Raw genomic sequence first — 19,458 nt, 5'->3', positions numbered from 1 at the left:
AGTGGGGGAAGGTATTTCAGGATATTAATAGTCCATATCCGCCGCCCGATCCCAAGCCGCTTGTTCGTGCTCAATGAACGCGTTCATGTCCCCTACCGAGGTCATCGCGGCTGCGTAGGTCCCATTTCTGGCGTAGGTTAAAATGATCGGCAATTCGGTATCGTGCAGGTATGCCCTTGCTGGTTCGCGTCCATTCGACCAAAGAAAATTGATGAATGAATCGATCAGGGCTAGAGCATCCTCTTCTCGGAAAGCGATGCCCCCGGTTAAGCGATATTTCCGACTCCCTGCCTTGTGCGGGAGAAACACGGGAACGGCTCCTGCCCCTGAGTGAAAATGATAAGCCTCTCCGCGCTTGCCAAAAGCGCCATGTGCGACAAAGTTGCGCAGTTCATAGCGAATATCACTTAATTTGTCAAAATACAGCTTGGCCTCTCTTTCGGTAAGGTCGAAAACTGCTTTGTACTTCGCCGACCACTCTGACTGCGCTAAAGTGGTAATCTCATCAGCAGTTTGAACATGGCCTAGCAAGATTGCCAAGTGGATGAAGACGTGCTCTGTCCAACTGTAGAAGGCATCAATTGCTGCAAGAGCCAACCAGCTGGACTCCTTGCGCAATTGCCAGCTTGCGTATACTGGCGCATTTCCCGCTCTCATTGCACTACGCTCGTCCTCCCGCGCTTTTTCAGCGTCGGCTGCTTTCACCTTAAAGCTGTTGGTGAAAAATTCGTAGCGATCAAATAGTTCGCTACTATTGTTCCTTACGTTGACAGCAGATTGTGCAAGCCCTTGATCTGCCTTCCATTCAAAATATGGTTCGGCTTTTCTTATGGCTTTTTGAATTCGAATTACAATTTCGCGAATGTCATCCTCTTTGCTTTCAACGTCGTCGGCGAACACGCCAAGCCCCATTTTGCGATGCTCGATCAGATAAATATGTCCCTTGTATTCAACGGGAACTGACCATGCGACCTTGTCACCCTGGCCAAGATTCTCAAAACCTAGTAATTCGACGAGAAGAAAATAGACTAAGTAATAAGCGGGTAGGGCACGTCCAGCGTTAGATCGACGACCGACGTAAAGTGTGCGGAAGTCGGTGATATTTCCCGGCCGAACTGCACCCAACGCTTTACTAGCTGCGTCGCGTACCGGAATGAGTTCAGGCGGGAGCAGATTCGGTGTGGTCATGGTGTTGGTTGTAGTCAGTTATGTTTATCTTAACTTGCTCTTCTGAAAAGCAGCACGTTCGTCGGCTGAACGTCGGTCGGCGGATTTTTCCCCTCGCAGCAATCACTCACGAAGGCTGCCCACAGCGCCATTGCCGCTCGTCTCTCCGGGATCTCCTCCCGCACGTCGTAAATCCCTTCTACACCTTTCACTTTGTGGTTCAGCGCGATTTCGCTGATTTCCCGCGAGACGCCCATGTTCCTCATGTGGCCTTTTGCCGTGCTGCGTGTGTCGTGCGGAGTGAAGTACCGCATCTCAAGCTTGCTGCTTTCAAACGCCCGCGAGATGGAGGCCCACAGCGTCTTGACGCCCATGTGAGTATCGCCGAGCTTGCGTCGCTTGCCACACCGCGCTGGCAAGAGCCATTCAGAGTCCCCCGATATGGCCATCAAGTCCTCGATCCACTTCACGACGGTTGGAACGAGAGGTACGAGCGCGCCGAATCCTGCTTTGAGGTTTTGTGGCGGAATCCACCACGTCCCACGCTTGAGATCGAAGTGTTCCTTCCTGGCCTTGACCAGTTCGCTTGTGCGAACGCACGTGGCCAACAGGACGCGGAACATGAGCCCGTTGTCGCTACCGATCTTGTCGTCGATGTCAGGCAACAAGACCCTAAGCTCATCCTCAGTAAGCATCAGTCGTTGACGAACTGGTGGCGGCTCGCCAAGCAATGCTCTCAACTTAATGCCCGCAGTGGGGTTGGTCTCGACGACCCGCTTGCCAATCGCATGGTCGAACAGGATCGAAACCGTCCCCAGCACACGATTACAGACGTTCCAAGATTTCCCACTGGTCTCAAGCATGTAGATGATGTCGGCCGACGTGACCTTTCGAGCCTCCAGTGAACCGAGGTTCGGCTTCACCATATTCTCGATATCCCAGTTCCGGTTGTAGATCGAACCTTCGGCGAGACTGACCATCACCTTTTCCTTGTAGTCGTCACATAGTTGGCGGACGGTCAGCGCGGAGGCGGTACGGGCTTTCTCTGTCTTCTTGTCAGCGGCAGGGTCCTCGCCCTTGTCGATCTCGACTCGGAACGCGCGAGCAGCTTTTCTGGCGGATGCAAGCGACATGTCCGGGTAGTTGCCGATCGTCAGCTCACGGCGGCGGTTGCCCCGGCTATAGCGAAGGACCCAGGTCGCGGTTCCTGAGCCGGATAGGGTGAAGGTCAGGCCGTCGCCATCGGCCTTGGCAACGGGTTCCCCTTTGGCGATCCAGTGTCGGATCTGAACATCGTCGAGCGCGTGGTGGAGGCGCGGCATGTTGGTTTTTCTTGTGGTGGTGGAGGCCCGAGTATATCGATTGTCCATCCCCCTAGCTACCAGCCTAGCTACCAACTGAGGCGCGTATGTGGCGTTACGTCACGATACATTGAACGACGCTAAGTCATTGAAGATTAAAGGATCAAGGTTCAATCTCGGTACGTCACGTTACGTTGCGGTACAGGGATGGATAGTCCGGACCAGATGTTCCATCGCGCACCTCACTGTTCATAAATACAGTACTGTAAATATAACCAGTATGCGAGGCGGCTGCAAGCGGGCGCGCATGCGCCTGGCCGTTCGGCCAGGGTCAGCGCGTCGGCGCGTCGGTGCGGGCGGCCGGCGATCCGGTGATCCGGGCGGCAGGCGCGGCGGCCGGGGCGAGATTCGCGTAGCGCGCGTCGGTCAGCGTACCGAGGAACGCGACGATGTCGTCGATTTCCGCGTCGGTCAGCGCGGGCGGCGTGCCCGGCCGGCGGTTCATCGGCGTCGAATTGACGTTGATGTTGCCGCGATACGCGGCCGGCACGTCGTCGAACGTCCGGGCGCCGTGATACCAGTGGCCCGGGTCGGTCGAACGCGTGTTGTAGAACGCGACCGCGTCGCGCAGCGTCGTGAACACGCCGTTGTGCATGAACGTCTGCTTGACCGCGACGTTACGCAGCCCCGGCGTGCGCAGGTAGCCGCACCATTGCGTCGGCTCGGGCCAGCGCAGCCGCATTGCCGTGTCGCACAGGCCGTTGTCGAAATGGCGCGGATCGCGGTTCGCGGGCAGCGCGCGGTTGCGCGGCACCGCGATCGCGTCGTAGCCGAAATCGGTGAAGAGCGAGCGCTCCGGCCGGCTCGATGTCTCCGACAGCGTATGGCAGCTCATGCAGTTGCCCTTGTCGGGATTGCGGAACAGCGCCAGGCCGCGCATCTCGGCCGGCGCGAGCGGCTTGCGCGTGCGCAGGAACGCGTCGAAGCGCGACGTGAACGGCGCCATGTCGTCGCTTTGCAGATAGGCTTCGACGGCCGTGCCCAGCGCGCGCACCAGTTGTTCGGGATCGCGCCGCACCGATGCGCCGAAGTGCGCGGCGAGATCGTTCGCCAGTCCGGTGTCGTCGACCTTGCGCAGCAGCGCGGCCGGCGACCGGTTGTTCATCTCGTTCGGGTCGAACAACGGCCCGCGAATCTGTTCGGCCAGCGTGTCCGCGCGGCCGTCGCTGAAGAGCCCGCCGAACGGCGACGGCGCAGGCGCGTCGTCATCCTGGTAGAAGTGGCGGCGCGGCACGTAGCGCACGTAGAGCAGCGACGGCGCGTTGCGCTCGCTGAAGCGCCCGGGGCGGCTGCCTTCCGGCACGCCCGGCCCCGCGAGCGAGGCGGCCGACAGCGTCGGCGCGAACGCGCGCCCCGGATCGTGGCAGCCCGCGCACGACATGCCGCGCGGCTCGGACAGCCGCGGGTCGAAGAAGATTCGGCGGCCCAGTGCGACGAGCGCCGGGTCGGGCGCGAAACGGGCGGTCGCCGCGTCGACCTTGCCGGTCACCTGCGGCGTGCCGTTGCCGATCGTGCCGACGACGCGTGCCGGCGGCGCGCCGGGCAGCAGGATCGTTGCGGACGGTACGGCATGGGCCGCGAGCGCGGCGCCGGCGAGCGCGGCCGCGGCAAGCATGCGTACCGTCCGGCCGCCGACGGCGACCGGAACCGAAGCGGATACCGGACGCCCCGCAGCGGCTGCCTGCGCAACCGTCCGCCTTCGCGATCCGGCCATCGGTTGCCGCCGGCCGGTCGAACCCGTCAAATCGTCACCCCATCGAACTTCGTCGGTCACGGCGTGATGAACCCCGTCTTGTCGCATGCGAGCGTGTTGCCCGACTGGTCGCACGACGCGAGCAGCTTGCCTGCCGCCGAATACGCATGGAACACCCAGCCCGTCGCCGGCGCCGCGCGTCGCTCCATGATCAGGAAGCCGAAGCTGTTGTGGTGCGACAGCCGCTCGATCACGGCGCCCGGCGCGGGCGTCAGGCCGGCCGGGAACGGATCGGGCAGCGCGACGTCGAGGTTGTCGCCGCCGTTGCCGGACACGATCGTCGCCGGATGCCCGGACGAGAAGTTGATCGCCTGGAAGTCGTGCACGTGCCCGTGCAGCGCGACGTGGATGCCGGGCGGGTAGTACGCCTGCGCGTTCAGGCTCGCCATCACCGACTGCAGTGCGAGGTTACCCGGCGCGGGCGTGCTGCCGGCGATCGGCGCGAATGCGAGGATCGGATGGTGGTTCGTGAAGATCGTCGTCGACATGCCGGCCTTCGAGGCGAGCAGTGCGACCGTCTGGAACTGCTTCTGGTAGATGCGGAATTGCGCGTCGGTCGTCTTCAGCGGATTGCGGCCGACCTTCGCGGTGTCGAACACGATTACCTGCGTGCCGCTGCCGAGCGCCACCGCATAGGGATCCGAGTAGTTCGCGTCGTTGTCGTTGGCCGGATCGTCGCACGAGCGGGCGGCCGAATACGGGCGCGGATCGAGGAAGCGGTACCAGCCCTGGCCGGCCCGCGCGCATTCCTCGTGGTTGCCGCGCACGACGACCCACGGCGCCTTCGCGAACAGCGGCGCGGCCGGGCGGAACAGGTCGGCCTGCCACGTATCCCAGCCGTAGCCCCACGGGCTGTCCTTGCAGCCGGCGATGTCGGGCGGGCACGCGTTCTCGCGGTAGTGATAGTCGCCGACGTGCAGCACGAGGTCCGGCGACAGCTTCGCGACGCTTGCCGCGATCGTGTCGAACGGCCAGACCGTCGCGTCGTTGCACGCCTGCCATGCGTTGTCGGCCTTCTTCATCCGGCAGCCCGTGTCGGCGATGATCGCGATGCGCTGCGGCTGCGCTTTCGGCAGCGGCAGCGCGCGGCCCGCGACGCTCGCCGTCTGCGCATCGGCCGGCAGCGTCGCTTCGCAGACCGACACCGGGAAGCTCGACGGTTTCGAGTCGGCCGGGTCGCTGGCGGTCGTCCGTTGCGCGACGGTCGCGGCGCCGGCACGCAGCGTCATTCGCGACAGCTTGCCGTCGACGGACAGTTGCGGACACAGCGGATCGCTCGCGGACGCGGGGCTGTAGTTCGTGATCACGCGCGCGATCGCCTGGTTCGCATCGCCGATCTCGACCCACGCGGCCTGGACGTTGATCGCGGCAGTGGCCGGATCGGCGGGCGTGTCGATGTGATTCGAACACGCGGACAGCACCGCGAGGGCAACAAGCGGAGCGCAGCGCACGAACAGCGCGCGAGAGAGGAGTCGTCGCATGGGAGGCACCGTAGGAAAGCCGTCAACGATACGCAGCGCGAATGTAAGAAATGTGAAGGACGGGCACGGCGGCTTGGCACGCGCGTTGCCGTTCACGCGCGACCAAGCGGTGCCGTGCAACAGGCGGGGATCAGCCGCGCCTCGCGCGCAACATCAGCCACGCGCAGCCGGCCGCGACGAGCGCGAGCCCGAACAGCACCGCCTCGACGCCGAGCGCGAAGCCCGGCGGCATCTCGCCGCTGTTCGGCACGGGCGACAGGTTGGCGGTGATCGCGATCGCGCCGCCTGCCAGCAGCGCGATGCAGACGATCCAGTAGACCTTGCCGCGCGGCGTGGCGGTGCGAATCCGCCACAGCGCGAGGCCGACGCCGCCGAGGTAAAGCACCGCGAGCGTCGCGAGTGCGACGAGGTCGCCGGTGCGGTCGTGCGGAAGACCGCTCATCGCGCGGCTCCGTCGGATGCCGCGCGTCTGCTCGACGCGATGAATGCGACGGTCTCGTTCATTCGGCCTCCGTTGCGTGCCCCGGCGCACGGCTCAGCAGGTGCGTACGCTGGTCGGCCGCGAGCGAGACGTACCGTTCGTATTGACGCAGCACGTCGGCGATCAGTTCGTCGCCGTGCAGGTATTCGACGTCGTAACCGAGTCGGCCGTCCTCGAAGAACGTGACGATGCCGTACACATGCGGACGCGCCGATTCCGGCTCGGCCGCTTCGCGTACCAGGAAGGCGGCCGCGGATTTCGCCGTCACGCGCGCGCCATAGACAAAATCGCGGTGCTCCGCGGTCGGCACGGTCAGCCGTACCGCGTCGTCGCCGTCGCGTTGCACGTGCGCATCGACGCCGCCCGCACGCAGTGCGTCGGCGACCTTGCGCAGCGCGGGCTCGACGGTTTCCGCGACAAACTGGCGCGCGTCGGCCTCGGTCGTTTGCCGCAGGATGTGCGTCAGGCGATGGCGCCAGTGCTGGCCGGTCCAGAAGCTCGTCGCGGGCGCGACGTCCTGCGAATAGTGCACGCGATCGGCCGCGAGCCCGCGCCACAGCCCGTAGCACAGCGCGAGCATGATCAGGGCAACCGGCAACGCGGCGATCAACGTCATCGCCTGCAACGCGCCGAGCCCGCCCGCGACCAGCAGCACGGCCGCCGTCACGCCCAGCAGCGCAGCCCAGAACAGCCGCTGCCAGACCGGCGAACGCGCGGCGCCGCGCGTCGCGATCTGGTCGATCACGAAGGCGCCAGAATCGGCGGACGTGACGAAGAACACCGCGATCAGCACGATCGCGGCGATCGACAGCAACTGCGGCAGCGGCAGGAAATCGAAGAAGCGGAACAGCAGCGCGTCGACACTGCCAGCCGTTTGCGCGAGCGCGCCGGCCGCGCCGTGCGTGTCGAGCCAGATCGCGCTGTTGCCGAACACGGTCATCCACACGAGATTGAATGCGGTCGGCACGAGCAACACGCCGATCACGAACTGGCGGATCGTGCGGCCGCGCGAGATCCGCGCGATGAACATGCCGACGAACGGCGACCACGATACCCACCATGCCCAGTAGAGGATGGTCCAGCCGCCGAACCAGCCTTCCTCGCGCGGCGGCGCGTAGGCATAGGTGCGGAACGACAGGTCGACGAGATTCGACAGGTACTGGCCGATGTTGTCGCCGAGCGCGCGCAGCAGGAACGACGTCGGGCCCGCGACGACCACGAACGCGAGCAACAGGAAAGCCAGCAGCAGGTTCAGCTCGGACAGCCGCCGCACGCCCTTGTCGAGGCCGCTCGCGGCCGATGTGCCGGCCAGGATCACGACGATCGCGACGAGCCCGATGCGAAACGCGTTGCCGCTCGTGTCCCAGCCGGCGACCGTATGCAGGCCCGCGCTCATCTGCATCACGCCGTAGCCGAGCGTCGTCGCGATGCCCGCGACCGTGCCGACCAGCGCGAACGCGTCGACCGTGTGGCCGATCCAGCCGTTCACGCGTTCGCGCAGCACCGGATACAGCCCGGAGCGCAGCGTCAGCGGCAGGTTGTAGCGGAAACCGAAGTACGCGAGCACGAGCCCCATCAGCCCATAGATCGCCCACGCATGGAAGCCCCAGTGGAAGAAGGTCATCAGCATCGCCTCGCGTGCGGCGGCAGGCGTGCCGGGGTCGACGGTCGGCGGTTTCAGGAAGTGCTGCATCGGCTCGCCGACGCCGAAGTACATCAGGCCGATTCCCATGCCAGCCGCGAACAGCATGGCCGTCCACGACAGGAAGCTGAACTCGGGCTCGGCGTCGTCGGGGCCGAGCCGGATGTTGCCGAAGTCGCTCGCCGCGACCAGCACGAGAAACACGAGGAACGTGGTGACGGCGAGCACGTAGAACCAGTCGAAGCGCGCGACGACCCATTGCTGGCCGGAGGAGAACAGTGCGCCGGCTTCGTTCGGGAGCAGCGCGCATACGACGAGCAGCGCGCCGATGACCACGAGCGCGGGCAGCACGACCTGCGGCTTGAATGTCGTGCGGGGCGAGGGACGGGAATCTGGCATGACGGGCATCCAGTTGTGGGCGCAACGAGGCGCGACGCCGCCCGGCGCGCAGGTCGCGCGTCGGACCCTGATACGGCGCGCGTCGAGTGTACCGCGGTGTCAGGACTGCAAGAAGGGGCATGCAGCAGGGATCAACCTGACGAATTGTAAGGTATCGGGGCAATCGAGAAAACCCGCACGCTGCGCGCTGCGTGCGAACGAAGGCGAGGACGAGGCGCGTCAGCCGACCCCGATCGTGCTCGGGGTTTTCCCGACAGGTCTTGAAGCAGGGTGTCCGGTGCGTTGCACGACGACCGAGCGCCGAACGCCCGCTTGACGGGGCCAAGCGGCCGTCGCCCGGCCGACTGCATCAGCCGGGCCCGGCAGGGGGCGTGACAACCCTGATGAAAATTTATTTTTTTCCTGACGATAGATTGTGTAAATTGATTTTCATCGACCTTGCAAAACCATTCGCATGACGCCTCTCGTTCCGCACGACGCCAGCCAGGATGAATCCGTGATCGCGGAGCGCATCGCGTCGGCCATGCCGCGGATGACGCCCATCCATCGCCGGATGGGCGAGTTCGTGCTCGCGAATCCGTTCCGCGCGGCGACGATGCGGATCGACGAGCTCGCGCAGGCGGTGAACGCCTCGATCGCGACCGCGAACCGCTTCGCGAAGGCGCTCGGCTTCGACGGCTATCCGGCGATGCGCGCGGCGCTCGTGCGCGGCTTCGAGGCGACGCTTGGGCCCGTCGAGCGGCTGCGTTCCGCACAGGAGCAGGAACAAGAGCAGGAGCAGGGCGTGCGCGGCGCCGCATGGATCGACGCGGTGTTCGACCAGGCCGTCGCGAACATCGAGAACACGCGCGCGCAGCTGGATGCGGCCGATGTCGAGGCGGCCGTCGAGGCGATCGTCGGCGCGCGGCGCGTGCTGATTCTCGGCGCCGGCTCGAGCGCGTTTCTGGCCGGGCTGATGGAACATGGCTTGTCGGTGTGTCACGACAACGTGCAGTCGCTCGCGCTGCTCGGCGGCCCGTCGCATGCGGCGCGGCGCCTGTACACGGCCGACTCGCGTGATCTCGTGATCGCGCTCGCGTTTCCGCGCTATGTGAAGGACACGATCGAGCTGACCCGCCGCGCGGCGGCGCGCGGCGCACGCGTGCTCGGCATTTCCGACGGGCCCGGTTCGCCGCTTGCACCGATCGCATCGCTGAATCTGTACGTCAAGGCCGAACGGCGTTTCGCGGCCACGTCGGAAGCGGCCGTGCTGACGATGATCGAGGCGCTGATCGACGCGGTCGCGCTGCGCACGCACCGCTCCGCGAAGTCCGCCGCCGAAATGACCGAATTCCTGTTGCCGTGGCTGGTCCAGCCGCAAGCGGCGCTGCCGGCCGCCAATCCTTCTTCCTCCGGTCCGAAAAAATCATGACTTCACCCGCGATCGTCGCGATTCATGGCGGTGCAGGCACGATCCTGCGCGATGCGATGGACACCGACACCGAACGCCAGTACCGCGCCGAACTCACCGCGATCCTGCAGGCCGCGCAACAGGTGCTCGCCGACGGCGGCAGCGCGCTCGATGCCGTCACCGTCGCCGTGCGGATGCTTGAAGACTGTCCGCTGTTCAACGCCGGGCGCGGCGCCGTCTATACGGCCGAAGGCAAGCACGAACTCGACGCGGCGGTGATGGACGGCACGACGCTCGCGGCCGGCGCGATCTGCTGCGCGACCCGCGTACGCAATCCGGTCCTCGCCGCACGGCGCGTGATGGAGACGAGCGAGCACGTGCTGTTCGCGGGCGCGGGCGCCGACGCGTTCGCGGCCGCACAGGGCCTCGAACTCGCCGAGCCCGGCTACTTCGACACCGACGCGCGTCATGCGCAGTGGCTCAAGGCGCGCGCGGCGGCCGCCGGCACGATGCTCGATCACGATGCGGCGACCTTCTCGTTCGGCACCGGGCAGCCGGCCGAGCCGCTCGATCCCGACCGCAAGCACGGCACGGTCGGCGCGGTCGCGTGCGACATGCATGGCCATATCGCCGCGGCGACGTCGACGGGCGGCATCACGAACAAGCAGCCCGGGCGCGTCGGCGATTCGCCGATCATCGGCGCCGGCTGCTATGCGGACGACGCGACCTGCGCGGTATCCGCGACGGGCACCGGCGAGATGTTCATCCGGCTCGCGACCGCGCATGACGTGGCCGCGCAGATGGCCTATCGCGGCGCGTCGCTGGCCGCCGCCGCGCACGACGTCGTGATGACCAAGCTGCCGCGCCTGGCCGGGCGCGGCGGGATCGTCGCGGTCGACGCGCGCGGCAACGTCGCGATGCCGTTCAACACGGAAGGGATGTATCGCGGCTACGCGCGCGTCGGCGAGACGCCCGTGGTCGGCATCTATCGTGATGATGCGGCCTGATTCCGGATCGTACGAGGAGACCTTCGCATGACTTCGAGCCGAACCCCGTCCGCGCTGGTGCTGCCGGAACAGCGCGTCATCGCCGTCGACGACCTGTCGGTCATGTTCCGCCGCGAACACGCGACGTTCGACGCGGTGCGCAACGTGTCGTTTCACGTCGATCGCGGCGAGACGCTCGCGATCGTCGGCGAATCGGGCTCCGGCAAGTCGGTCACGTCGCTCGCGCTGATGCGGCTCGTCGAGCACGGCGGCGGCGAGATCACGAGCGGCCGGATCGCGTTGCGGCGCCGAGGCGGTGCCGTCGTCGACCTCGCGCAGGCGAGCGCCGCGACGATGCGCGGGATCCGCGGCGCGGACATCGCGATGATCTTCCAGGAGCCGATGACGTCGCTGAACCCGGTGTTTACGGTCGGCGACCAGATCAGCGAGGCGATCGCGCTGCACCAGTCGAAGCGCCCGGCGGAAGCGCGCGCGGAGGCGTTGCGGCTGCTCGATCTCGTACGCATTCCGGAGGCGCGCCGCGTGTTCGTGCGCTATCCGCACCAGTTGTCCGGCGGGATGCGGCAGCGCGTGATGATCGCGATGGCGCTGTCGTGCCGGCCCGCGCTCCTGATCGCCGACGAACCGACCACCGCGCTCGACGTGACGATCCAGGCGCAGATCCTGCAGCTGATCCGCGGCCTGCAGGACGAAATGAACATGGGCGTGATCTTCATCACGCACGACATGGGCGTGGTCGCCGAGGTGGCCGATCGCGTGCTCGTGATGTATCGCGGCGAGAAGGTCGAGGAGGGCGAGTCCGAGCGCATTTTCGCGACGCCCGCGCATCGCTACACGCGCGCGCTGCTCGCGGCCGTGCCGCGGCTCGGCTCGATGCACGGCACCGATGTCCCCGAGAAATTCCCGCTGCTGAAGGTGGACGGCGCGAGCGCGGCCGCGCCGGCGCCTGCCGCGAACGACGCGAGCAATGCCGCCGCCGCCGGGCAGCCGCACGTCGATCCGGCCGCGCCGCCGATCCTGCGCGTGCGCGATCTCGTCACGCGCTTTCCGGTGAAGAGCGGCGTGTTCGGCCGCGTGTCGCAGTACGTGCATGCGGTCGAGCGTGTGAGCTTCGAGCTGCGCGCGGGCGAGACGCTGGCGCTCGTCGGCGAATCGGGCTGCGGCAAGTCGACCACCGGCCGCTCGCTGCTGCGCCTCGTCGAATCGCAGAGCGGCTCGATCGAATTCGACGGCCGCGACATCAGCGCGCTGAAGGGCGCGGATTTGCAGGCGCTGCGCCGGAACATCCAGTTCATCTTCCAGGATCCGTTCGCGTCGCTGAACCCGCGCCTGACGGTCGGCTTCTCGATCATGGAGCCGCTGCTCGTGCACGGCGTCGCGAGCGGTCGCGACGCGCAGGCGCGCGTCGACTGGCTGCTCGACAAGGTCGGCCTGCCGCCGGAGGCCGCGCGCCGCTATCCGCACGAATTCTCGGGCGGCCAGCGCCAGCGGATCGCCATCGCACGCGCGCTCGCGCTGAATCCGAAGGTCGTGATCGCCGATGAATCGGTGTCCGCGCTCGACGTGTCCGTGCAGGCGCAGATCGTCAATCTGATGCTCGACCTGCAGCGCGAGCTCGGCGTCGCGTATCTGTTCATCTCGCACGACATGGCCGTCGTCGAACGCGTCAGCCATCGGGTCGCGGTGATGTATCTCGGCCAGATCGTCGAGATCGGCCCGCGCCGCGCGGTGTTCGAGGCGCCGCAGCATCCGTACACGAGGAAGCTGATGAGCGCGGTGCCGGTGGCCGATCCGGCGCGCCGGCATGCGCCGCGCCAGCTCGCGGCGGACGAGATTCCGAGCCCGATCCGCGCGGCCGGCGACGAGCCGGTCGTCGCGCCGCTCGTCGCGGTCGGCCCCGATCACTACGTCGCGACGCATCGCGTCGGCGGCGCGTATTGATTGCACGCGAGGCGCATATGGACCGCAGCTGCGCACGCGCCAGGCAACGGCGTCATTTTCCCGAGCGGATGCAGTCACGCCGCGATTTCCCCCACGCGTTACCGAATCATCCACAGGAGCCAGACAACATGAACAAGCCGCATTCGTTCCCGATGTTCCGTCCGCGCGCGTTCCTCGCTGCGGGAGCCGGCGCGCTCGCGCTGTCGGTCGCGGCGCCCGCGTTCGCGCAACAGAACGTCGTGGTCGCCGTGTACTCGACGTTCACGACGATGGACCCGTACGACGCGAACGACACGGTGTCGCAAGCCGTCGTCAAGTCGTTCTACGAAGGGCTGTTCGGCTTCGACAAGGACATGAAGCTCGTGAACGTGCTCGCGACGAGCTATGAAGCCAGCCCCGATGCGAAGACATACACGGTCAAGCTGCGCCCGGGCGTGAAGTTTCACGACGGCACCGATTTCAACGCCGCCGCGGTGAAGGCGAACTTCGACCGCGTGACCGATCCGGCGAACAAGCTGAAGCGTTACGGGCTGTTCCGCGTGATCGAGAAGACCGAGGTGGTCGATCCGATGACGGTGCGGTTCACGCTGCACGAGCCGTTCTCCGCGTTCATCAACACGCTCGCGCACCCGTCGGCGGTGATGATTTCGCCCGCCGCGCTGAAGAAGTGGGGGCACGACGTGTCGCTGCATCCGGTCGGCACCGGCCCGTTCGAGTTCGTCGAATGGAAGCAGACCGACGACATGAAGGTGAAGAAGTTTGCCGGCTACTGGAAGAAGGGCTATCCGAAGATCGATTCGATCGACTGGAAGCCGGTGGTCGACAACAACACGCGCGCCGCGCTGCTCAAGACCGGCGAGGCGGATTTCGCGTTCACGATTCCGTTCGAGCAGGCGGCCGACCTGAAGAGCAACCCGAAGGTCGAGCTGATCGAGCGGCCGTCGATCATCCAGCGCTACATCTCGCTGAACACGCAGAAGAAGCCGTTCGACAATCCGAAGGTGCGTGAAGCGCTGAACTACGCGGTCAACAAGGAAGCGCTCGCCAAGGTCGTGTTTGCCGGCTACGCGACCCCGCAGACGGGCGTTGCCCCGGTCGGCGTCGAATATGCGACCAAGCTCGGGCCCTGGCCGTACGATCCGGCGAAGGCGCGCGCGCTGCTGAAGGAGGCCGGTTATCCGAACGGCTTCGAGTCGACGCTGTGGTCCGCGTACAACCATTCGACGGCGCAGAAGCTGATCCAGTTCGTCCAGCAGCAGCTCGCGCAGGTCGGCGTGAAGGTGCAGGTGCAGGCGCTCGAAGCCGGCGAGCGGGTCGCGAAGGTCGAGAGCGCGCAGGATCCGGCGACCGCACCGGTGCGGATGTACTACAGCGGCTGGTCGGCCTCGACGGGCGAGGCGAACTGGGCGCTGTCGCCGCTGCTCGCGTCCACGTCGGTGCCGCCGAAGCTCTACAACACCGCGTACTACAAGAACGGTACCGTCGACGACGATCTCGCGAAGGCGCTCGAGACGACCGACCGCGCGAAGAAGGCCACCCTGTACGCCGACGCGCAGAAGCAGGTGTGGGCCGACGCGCCGTGGATCTTCCTGGTGCAGGAAAAGATCGTTTATGCGCGCAGCAAGCGCCTGCACGGCATGTACGTGATGCCCGACGGTTCGTTCAACTTCGACGAAATCTCGGTGAAATGACGGCGGTTCGCCCGCTGCGCGGCGCCGGCGGCGCAAGCTGCCGGCGCGCTGATTCGATCGGTGCCCCATGCTGAATTTTCTCGTCAAACGCCTGTTCGGCCTGCTGCCCACGCTCGCGATCGTCGCGGTGCTGGTGTTCCTGTTCGTGCACCTGCTGCCGGGCGACCCGGCGCGGCTCGCGGCCGGCCCGGAAGCCGACGACGCGACGGTCGCGCTCGTGCGTGCCGATCTCGGGCTCGACCGGCCGCTGCCCGCGCAGTTCGCGAACTTCTTCGTGAAGATCGCGCACGGCGATTTCGGGACGTCGACGCGCAGCAAGCGGCCGGTGTCGACCGAGATCGGCGAGCGCTTCATGCCGACGCTGCTGCTGACGCTCGTCAGCATGGTCTGGGCGACGGCGTTCGGGATGGCGATCGGGATCGCGTCGGCGGTATGGCGCAACCGTTGGCCCGACCGCCTCGGGATGACGATCGCGGTGTCGGGCATCTCGTTTCCGGCGTTCGCGCTCGGCATGCTGCTGATGGAAATCTTCTCGGTGAAGCTCGGCTGGCTGCCCGTCGTGCCGGACGGCACGTGGAAAAGCTACGTGCTGCCGTCGCTGACGCTCGGCGCCGCGGTCGCGGCCGTGATGGCGCGCTTCACGCGCGCGTCGTTCGTCGAGGTGCTCAACGAGGACTACGTGCGCACCGCGCGCGCGAAGGGCGTGCACGAGCCGCTGGTCGTGCTCAAGCATTGTCTGCGCAACGCGATGATCCCGGTCGTCACGATGATGGGGCTGCAGTTCGGCTTCCTGCTCGGCGGCTCGATCGTCGTCGAGGCCGTGTTCAACTGGCCGGGGCTCGGGCGCCTGCTGGTCGATGCGGTGACGATGCGCGACTACCCGGTGATCCAGGCGATCGTGCTGCTGTTCTCGCTCGAATTCATCCTGATCAACCTGACCGTCGACGTGCTGTACGCGGTCATCAACCCGACCATCCGGTTCAAGTGAGTGAGGCGCGCATGAACGCGACTGTCCAGCCCGCGGCATCGACCGCATCGAGCGCGATCCGCACGCCGTGGCGCGAATTCTGGCGCAAGTTCCGCAAGCAGACCGTCGCGCTGGTCGCCGGCGGCTTCGTGCTGGCGCTCGTCGTACTCGCGTTCGTCGGCCCGCACATCGTGCCGTTCGATCCGGAGAACTATTTCGACTACGACGCGCTGAATTCGGGGCCGTCGGCCGTGCACTGGTTCGGCGTCGACTCGCTCGGCCGCGACATCTTCAGCCGGATCATCACCGGCACGCGCATCTCGCTCGCGGCCGGCTTCTTCTCGGTCGCGCTCGGCGCGCTCATCGGCACGTTCTTCGGGCTGCTCGCCGGCTACTACGAAGGCTGGTGGGACCGCATCACGATGCGCGTGGCCGACGTGCTGTTCGCGTTCCCGGGGATCCTGCTCGCGATCGGCGTGGTCGCGATCCTCGGCAACGGGATGGTCAACGTGATCTGCGCGGTCGCGATCTTCAGCATTCCGGCGTTCGCGCGGCTCGTGCGCGGCAACACGCTGATGCTCAAGCACATGACCTACGTGGAAGCCGCGCGCAGCATCGGCGCGTCCGACTGGACGATCATCATGCGGCACATCCTGCCGGGCACCGTGTCGTCGGTCGTCGTCTACTTCACGATGCGGATCGGCACGTCGATCATCACGGCCGCGAGCCTGTCGTTCCTCGGGCTCGGCGCGCAGCCGCCGACCCCGGAGTGGGGCGCGATGCTCAACGAGGCGCGCGCGGACATGGTGACCGCGCCGCACGTCGCGATCTTCCCGAGTCTCGCGATCTTCCTGACCGTGCTCGCGTTCAACCTGCTCGGCGACGGGCTGCGCGACGCGCTCGATCCGAAGCTGGAGCGGCGCTGATGCGAGCGGTACCCATGTGGGCCGCGACGCTGCCGGCCGGGCCGCGCGGCACGATCGCCGACGTGCCGGGCGTGACGGTCGGCCATGCGACGCTCGATGCCGGCGACGTGCAGACGGGCGTCACCGTCGTGAAGCCGCATCCGGGCGACCTGTACCGCAGCAAGGTGCCGGCCGGCGCGGCCGTGATCAACGGTTTCGGCAAGAGCGTCGGGCTCGTGCAGGTCGACGAACTCGGCACGCTCGATACGCCGATCGCGCTGACCAACACGTTCGGCGTCGGCGCGGTCGCGCAGGCACAGATCCGCGCGGCGATCTCGGAGAATCCGCACATCGGCCGCGACTGGTCGACCGTCAACCCGCTCGTGTTCGAGTGCAACGACGGCTATCTGAACGACATCCAGGCGTTCGCGGTCACGGCCGCGCATTACGACGACGCGTGCCGCACGGCGGCGCGCGACTTCGCGCGTGGCGCGGTGGGCGCCGGGCGCGGGATGTCGTGTTTCGACCTGAAGGGCGGGATCGGCTCCGCGTCGCGCGTGACCGTCGCGGCCGGCAGGCCGTATACGGTCGGCGCGCTGGTGCTCGCGAATTTCGGGCGGTTGCCGATGCTGACGCTCGGCGGCGTGCCGCTCGGGCGTGTCGTCGCGCAGCGGCGCGCCGCCGCGCACGCGCACGCGGCCCCGCCGGAGCAAGGCTCGATCATCCTGCTGCTCGCGACCGATGCGCCGCTCGATGCGCGGCAACTGTCGCGGCTCGCCCGTCGCGCCGGCGCGGGACTCGCCCGCACCGGCTCGGTCTACGGGCATGGCAGCGGCGACCTCGCGCTCGCCTTTTCCACCGCGTACACGATCGCGCACGACGCGTCGACTGTCGCGCTGCCGGCCCTCGTGGCCGATGCCGCGCTCGATCCGCTGTTCATGGCCGCGGCCGAAAGCGTCGAGCACGCGATCGCCGACGCGCTGCTGCAGGCCGTGACCGTGGCTGGGCGCGACGGCCACGTGCGGCAATCGCTGCGCGACGCGGTGCCCGATCTCGATTGGTTATTCAACGAAGGCAACGAAGGACGTCCGATCCATTCATGAAGATTCTGATCTCGACCGACATCGAGGGTGTCGCCGGCGTGTTCGCCGTCGAGCAGACGCGTGCCGGCAATCCGGAATACGAACGCGCGCGCCGCTGGATGACCGCGGAGGCGAACGCGGCGATCGAAGGCGCGTTCGCGGGCGGCGCGCAGGCCGTCTGGGTCAACGATTCGCACGGCGGCTTTCGCAACCTGCTGCCCGACGGGCTCGATGCCCGTGCACGCGTCGTGCTCGGCAAGCCGCGTCCGCTGGGAATGATGGCGGGCCTCGAGCAGCAGCCCGACCTCGTGTTCATGATCGGCTTTCACGCGAAATCGCAGACGCGCGGCGTGCTTGCGCACACCATCAACAGCTTCGCGTTCACGCAGGTGTGGCTGAATGGTGTCGAACTCGGCGAAGCCGGGCTGTACGGCGCGCTGGCGCGCGAATACGGCGCGCACGTCGCGCTGGCGTCTGGCGACGACGTGTTCGCCGAGGAAACCCGGCCGCTGTTTCCGGACGCACGTTTCGAGACGGTCAAGACAGCCGGCGGCGCATCGAGCGGCGACACGCTCACGCCGGCCGCGTCCTGCGCGCGCATCGCGACTGCCGCACGCGAAACGGTCGCGCATGCGCTGTCGTCCGGCTGGCGCGCGACCGCGCATCGGCCCGCGCCGGCCACTTGCACGCTGCGCGTGCAGACGGCCGCGCTCGCCGATCTGTTCTGCGTGCTGCCGTCGCTCGAGCGGGTCGATGCGGTGACGCTGCGCTTCGACGGGCCGTCGGTCGAGCACGTGGTGCGCACGCTGAACAGCCTGTCGGCCATGTCGTTCATGCTGCGGTGATGCGTGCCGACCTTTGAATGACAATTGTTGTGGCAATTTTTGCTGGCTGACAAGCCGGCCAGACAACGGGCGTGTTACAAGTGACAAACAATTTGCGTTGCGGATATTTGCGACGATATCGCAGAAATTGAGGGCTCGACTTCTCCTGCCGGGAGGGGCACGGAGTTAAATAGAGCCGAGTGTGTTGATATGGGGCGGGTCTTGCCTCTGGCGACAGTTGTGTATCTCGGGGATGCAGTTGCATCTGGCAAATCGACCTTGATAAAAAAGGCATTTATCACAGTCGCTTGCTATTTTCGAGGCTTCATAAGCAAATTTGGGTGCAATCCGAGTCGTTTTGAGATTGTGATCGAGAGATATAAAGTTCGTGCGCATTGCATTTCTTGCGCATACAAAGCTCTGAGTCAACTCGCATCGGCCCAAATAAAAATTCAGCCTCAAAAATTTTATCATGGGGACGTCACGATGGTTCGCTACGGCAGAATGGGGCGCGTGCGAGTTGTCCTTAGCACATTCGTGCAAAAATTCTCATTTCGCTTTGGATGTGGTCGGACGAGTGCGCTTCCGTGGTGAGCATGTTTTATGATTTGATTGGACTTCCGTCATCAGGCTTGCTGCGAGGGCGTGCCGACTTGTGGTGTGCCATAGATTTGCTTTTTTCAAAATCGATCGGGGCGTCACTTTTTTTCGCTCATGTCGCAATGTATCAATCGCCCAATTGATGCGATCTTCTGGAAGATTATACTGATTTAGTTTCGCGCGAAGATCTGCATGGTAATGTATGGCCATCTTGGCTTGATTGCGTGTGAGGTTCGCATGTTCGGCCAATGCGGCCAAGGTTATACGTTTCGGGTGCTCAATGACGCTCATTAAATCTTGAAATGCCGTTTCCAGACGGCTCATGCGGTTCTTTATCCGTTCGCTGGGTTCATTCTTGTCCTTAGGCGACGCAATTATCATAGCTTTGCTGTCTCTGAGTAGCCATTCTTTGTCCCGAATTCTGGCTCGAATACCCGCGCTACTGGATGACACACTCCTCCACAATGACGAGCCGCGGATATTAGCAGCGGTGATCATGCGCATTATAGTTGCTCTGTCCTCGCTCGGAGAGGGGACGGGGCGGCTGAAGGCATGGCAACTTGGCCAGCGGGAATAAAGCCACTCTGCATCATATAACCGTGCGAACCAGTAGGGACAAGAGTACCCAGAGGGAGCTTAGACTCTAGTTTCAAGTGCAACACCTTTGATGAGGTAGGGTGTTGCAATGAGGAAATACCAGCATCTGAGCGCCGAAGAGCGCGCGGCGATCATGATCGAGAGGGCCAGAAACACGAGCGTCAGGGCGA

Annotated in this window: 15 protein-coding genes; 8 read left to right on the top strand and 7 right to left on the bottom strand. The window is 65.5% G+C overall.

Annotated elements, in window-relative coordinates:
- Positions 1 to 24: 24 nt before the first annotated feature.
- From DIE06_RS38690 to DIE06_RS17970, 6 genes are all read right to left on the bottom strand, one after another.
- Positions 25 to 1,188 carry a hypothetical protein gene (locus DIE06_RS38690; RefSeq protein ID WP_221624059.1) on the bottom strand — a complete coding sequence of 388 codons (1,164 nt, stop codon included), beginning with the start codon at positions 1,186 to 1,188 and terminating at the stop codon, positions 25 to 27.
- Between the two features lie 29 nt (positions 1,189 to 1,217).
- On the bottom strand, positions 1,218 to 2,489 hold the full coding sequence (locus DIE06_RS17990; protein ID WP_124506331.1) for a site-specific integrase: 1,272 nt from the start codon (positions 2,487 to 2,489) through the stop codon (positions 1,218 to 1,220).
- A 310-nt stretch (positions 2,490 to 2,799) separates the two neighbouring features.
- Positions 2,800 to 4,143, bottom strand: a complete 1,344-nt coding sequence (locus tag DIE06_RS17985; protein ID WP_124662568.1) for a cytochrome-c peroxidase — start codon at positions 4,141 to 4,143, stop codon at positions 2,800 to 2,802.
- Positions 4,144 to 4,298: 155 nt separating this feature from the next.
- Complete coding sequence (locus tag DIE06_RS17980) at positions 4,299 to 5,762, bottom strand: metallophosphoesterase (RefSeq protein WP_124662567.1); 1,464 nt, start codon at positions 5,760 to 5,762, stop codon at positions 4,299 to 4,301.
- Positions 5,763 to 5,892: 130 nt separating this feature from the next.
- A complete protein-coding gene (locus DIE06_RS17975) occupies positions 5,893 to 6,204 on the bottom strand; it encodes a hypothetical protein (RefSeq protein ID WP_124662566.1) in 312 nt (103 codons plus the stop codon).
- A 58-nt stretch (positions 6,205 to 6,262) separates the two neighbouring features.
- Positions 6,263 to 8,284 (bottom strand): BCCT family transporter, encoded by a 2,022-nt coding sequence (locus tag DIE06_RS17970; RefSeq protein ID WP_124662565.1) that lies wholly within the window; start codon positions 8,282 to 8,284, stop codon positions 6,263 to 6,265.
- Between the two features lie 454 nt (positions 8,285 to 8,738).
- Here DIE06_RS17970 and DIE06_RS17965 point away from each other — a divergent pair, with 454 nt between their 5' ends.
- From DIE06_RS17965 to DIE06_RS17930, 8 genes are all read left to right on the top strand, one after another.
- Positions 8,739 to 9,695 carry a MurR/RpiR family transcriptional regulator gene (locus tag DIE06_RS17965; protein WP_124662564.1) on the top strand — a complete coding sequence of 319 codons (957 nt, stop codon included), beginning with the start codon at positions 8,739 to 8,741 and terminating at the stop codon, positions 9,693 to 9,695.
- Positions 9,692 to 10,681: an isoaspartyl peptidase/L-asparaginase family protein gene (locus DIE06_RS17960; protein WP_124662563.1), complete on the top strand. Its 990-nt coding sequence runs from the start codon at positions 9,692 to 9,694 to the stop codon at positions 10,679 to 10,681. Before DIE06_RS17965 ends, DIE06_RS17960 begins: the two co-directional genes overlap by 4 nt.
- A gap of 27 nt (positions 10,682 to 10,708) precedes the next feature.
- Complete coding sequence (locus DIE06_RS17955) at positions 10,709 to 12,622, top strand: dipeptide ABC transporter ATP-binding protein (RefSeq protein ID WP_124662562.1); 1,914 nt, start codon at positions 10,709 to 10,711, stop codon at positions 12,620 to 12,622.
- Between the two features lie 128 nt (positions 12,623 to 12,750).
- A complete protein-coding gene (gene gsiB / locus DIE06_RS17950; protein WP_124662561.1) occupies positions 12,751 to 14,313 on the top strand; it encodes a glutathione ABC transporter substrate-binding protein GsiB in 1,563 nt (520 codons plus the stop codon).
- A gap of 67 nt (positions 14,314 to 14,380) precedes the next feature.
- Positions 14,381 to 15,301 carry a glutathione ABC transporter permease GsiC gene (gene gsiC, locus DIE06_RS17945; protein ID WP_044842909.1) on the top strand — a complete coding sequence of 307 codons (921 nt, stop codon included), beginning with the start codon at positions 14,381 to 14,383 and terminating at the stop codon, positions 15,299 to 15,301.
- Between the two features lie 11 nt (positions 15,302 to 15,312).
- Entirely contained in the window at positions 15,313 to 16,206 is an 894-nt protein-coding gene (gsiD, locus tag DIE06_RS17940) for a glutathione ABC transporter permease GsiD (protein ID WP_124662560.1), read from the top strand.
- Complete coding sequence (locus tag DIE06_RS17935; RefSeq protein WP_124662559.1) at positions 16,206 to 17,288, top strand: P1 family peptidase; 1,083 nt, start codon at positions 16,206 to 16,208, stop codon at positions 17,286 to 17,288. Before gsiD ends, DIE06_RS17935 begins: the two co-directional genes overlap by 1 nt.
- The gene (locus tag DIE06_RS17930; protein ID WP_124662558.1) at positions 17,285 to 18,112 is read left to right on the top strand and encodes a M55 family metallopeptidase; all 828 of its coding nucleotides are present in this window, start codon (positions 17,285 to 17,287) and stop codon (positions 18,110 to 18,112) included. Before DIE06_RS17935 ends, DIE06_RS17930 begins: the two co-directional genes overlap by 4 nt.
- A gap of 528 nt (positions 18,113 to 18,640) precedes the next feature.
- Here DIE06_RS17930 and DIE06_RS17925 read toward each other — a convergent pair.
- Positions 18,641 to 19,015 carry a hypothetical protein gene (locus tag DIE06_RS17925; RefSeq protein WP_124662557.1) on the bottom strand — a complete coding sequence of 125 codons (375 nt, stop codon included), beginning with the start codon at positions 19,013 to 19,015 and terminating at the stop codon, positions 18,641 to 18,643.
- Positions 19,016 to 19,458 lie beyond the last annotated feature (443 nt).

The organism is Burkholderia sp. Bp8998 (genome assembly GCF_003854235.1).
Classification (GTDB): domain Bacteria; phylum Pseudomonadota; class Gammaproteobacteria; order Burkholderiales; family Burkholderiaceae; genus Burkholderia.
Note: the sequence above shows the minus strand (reverse complement) of the source record. Positions and strands in the feature narration are given on the sequence as shown.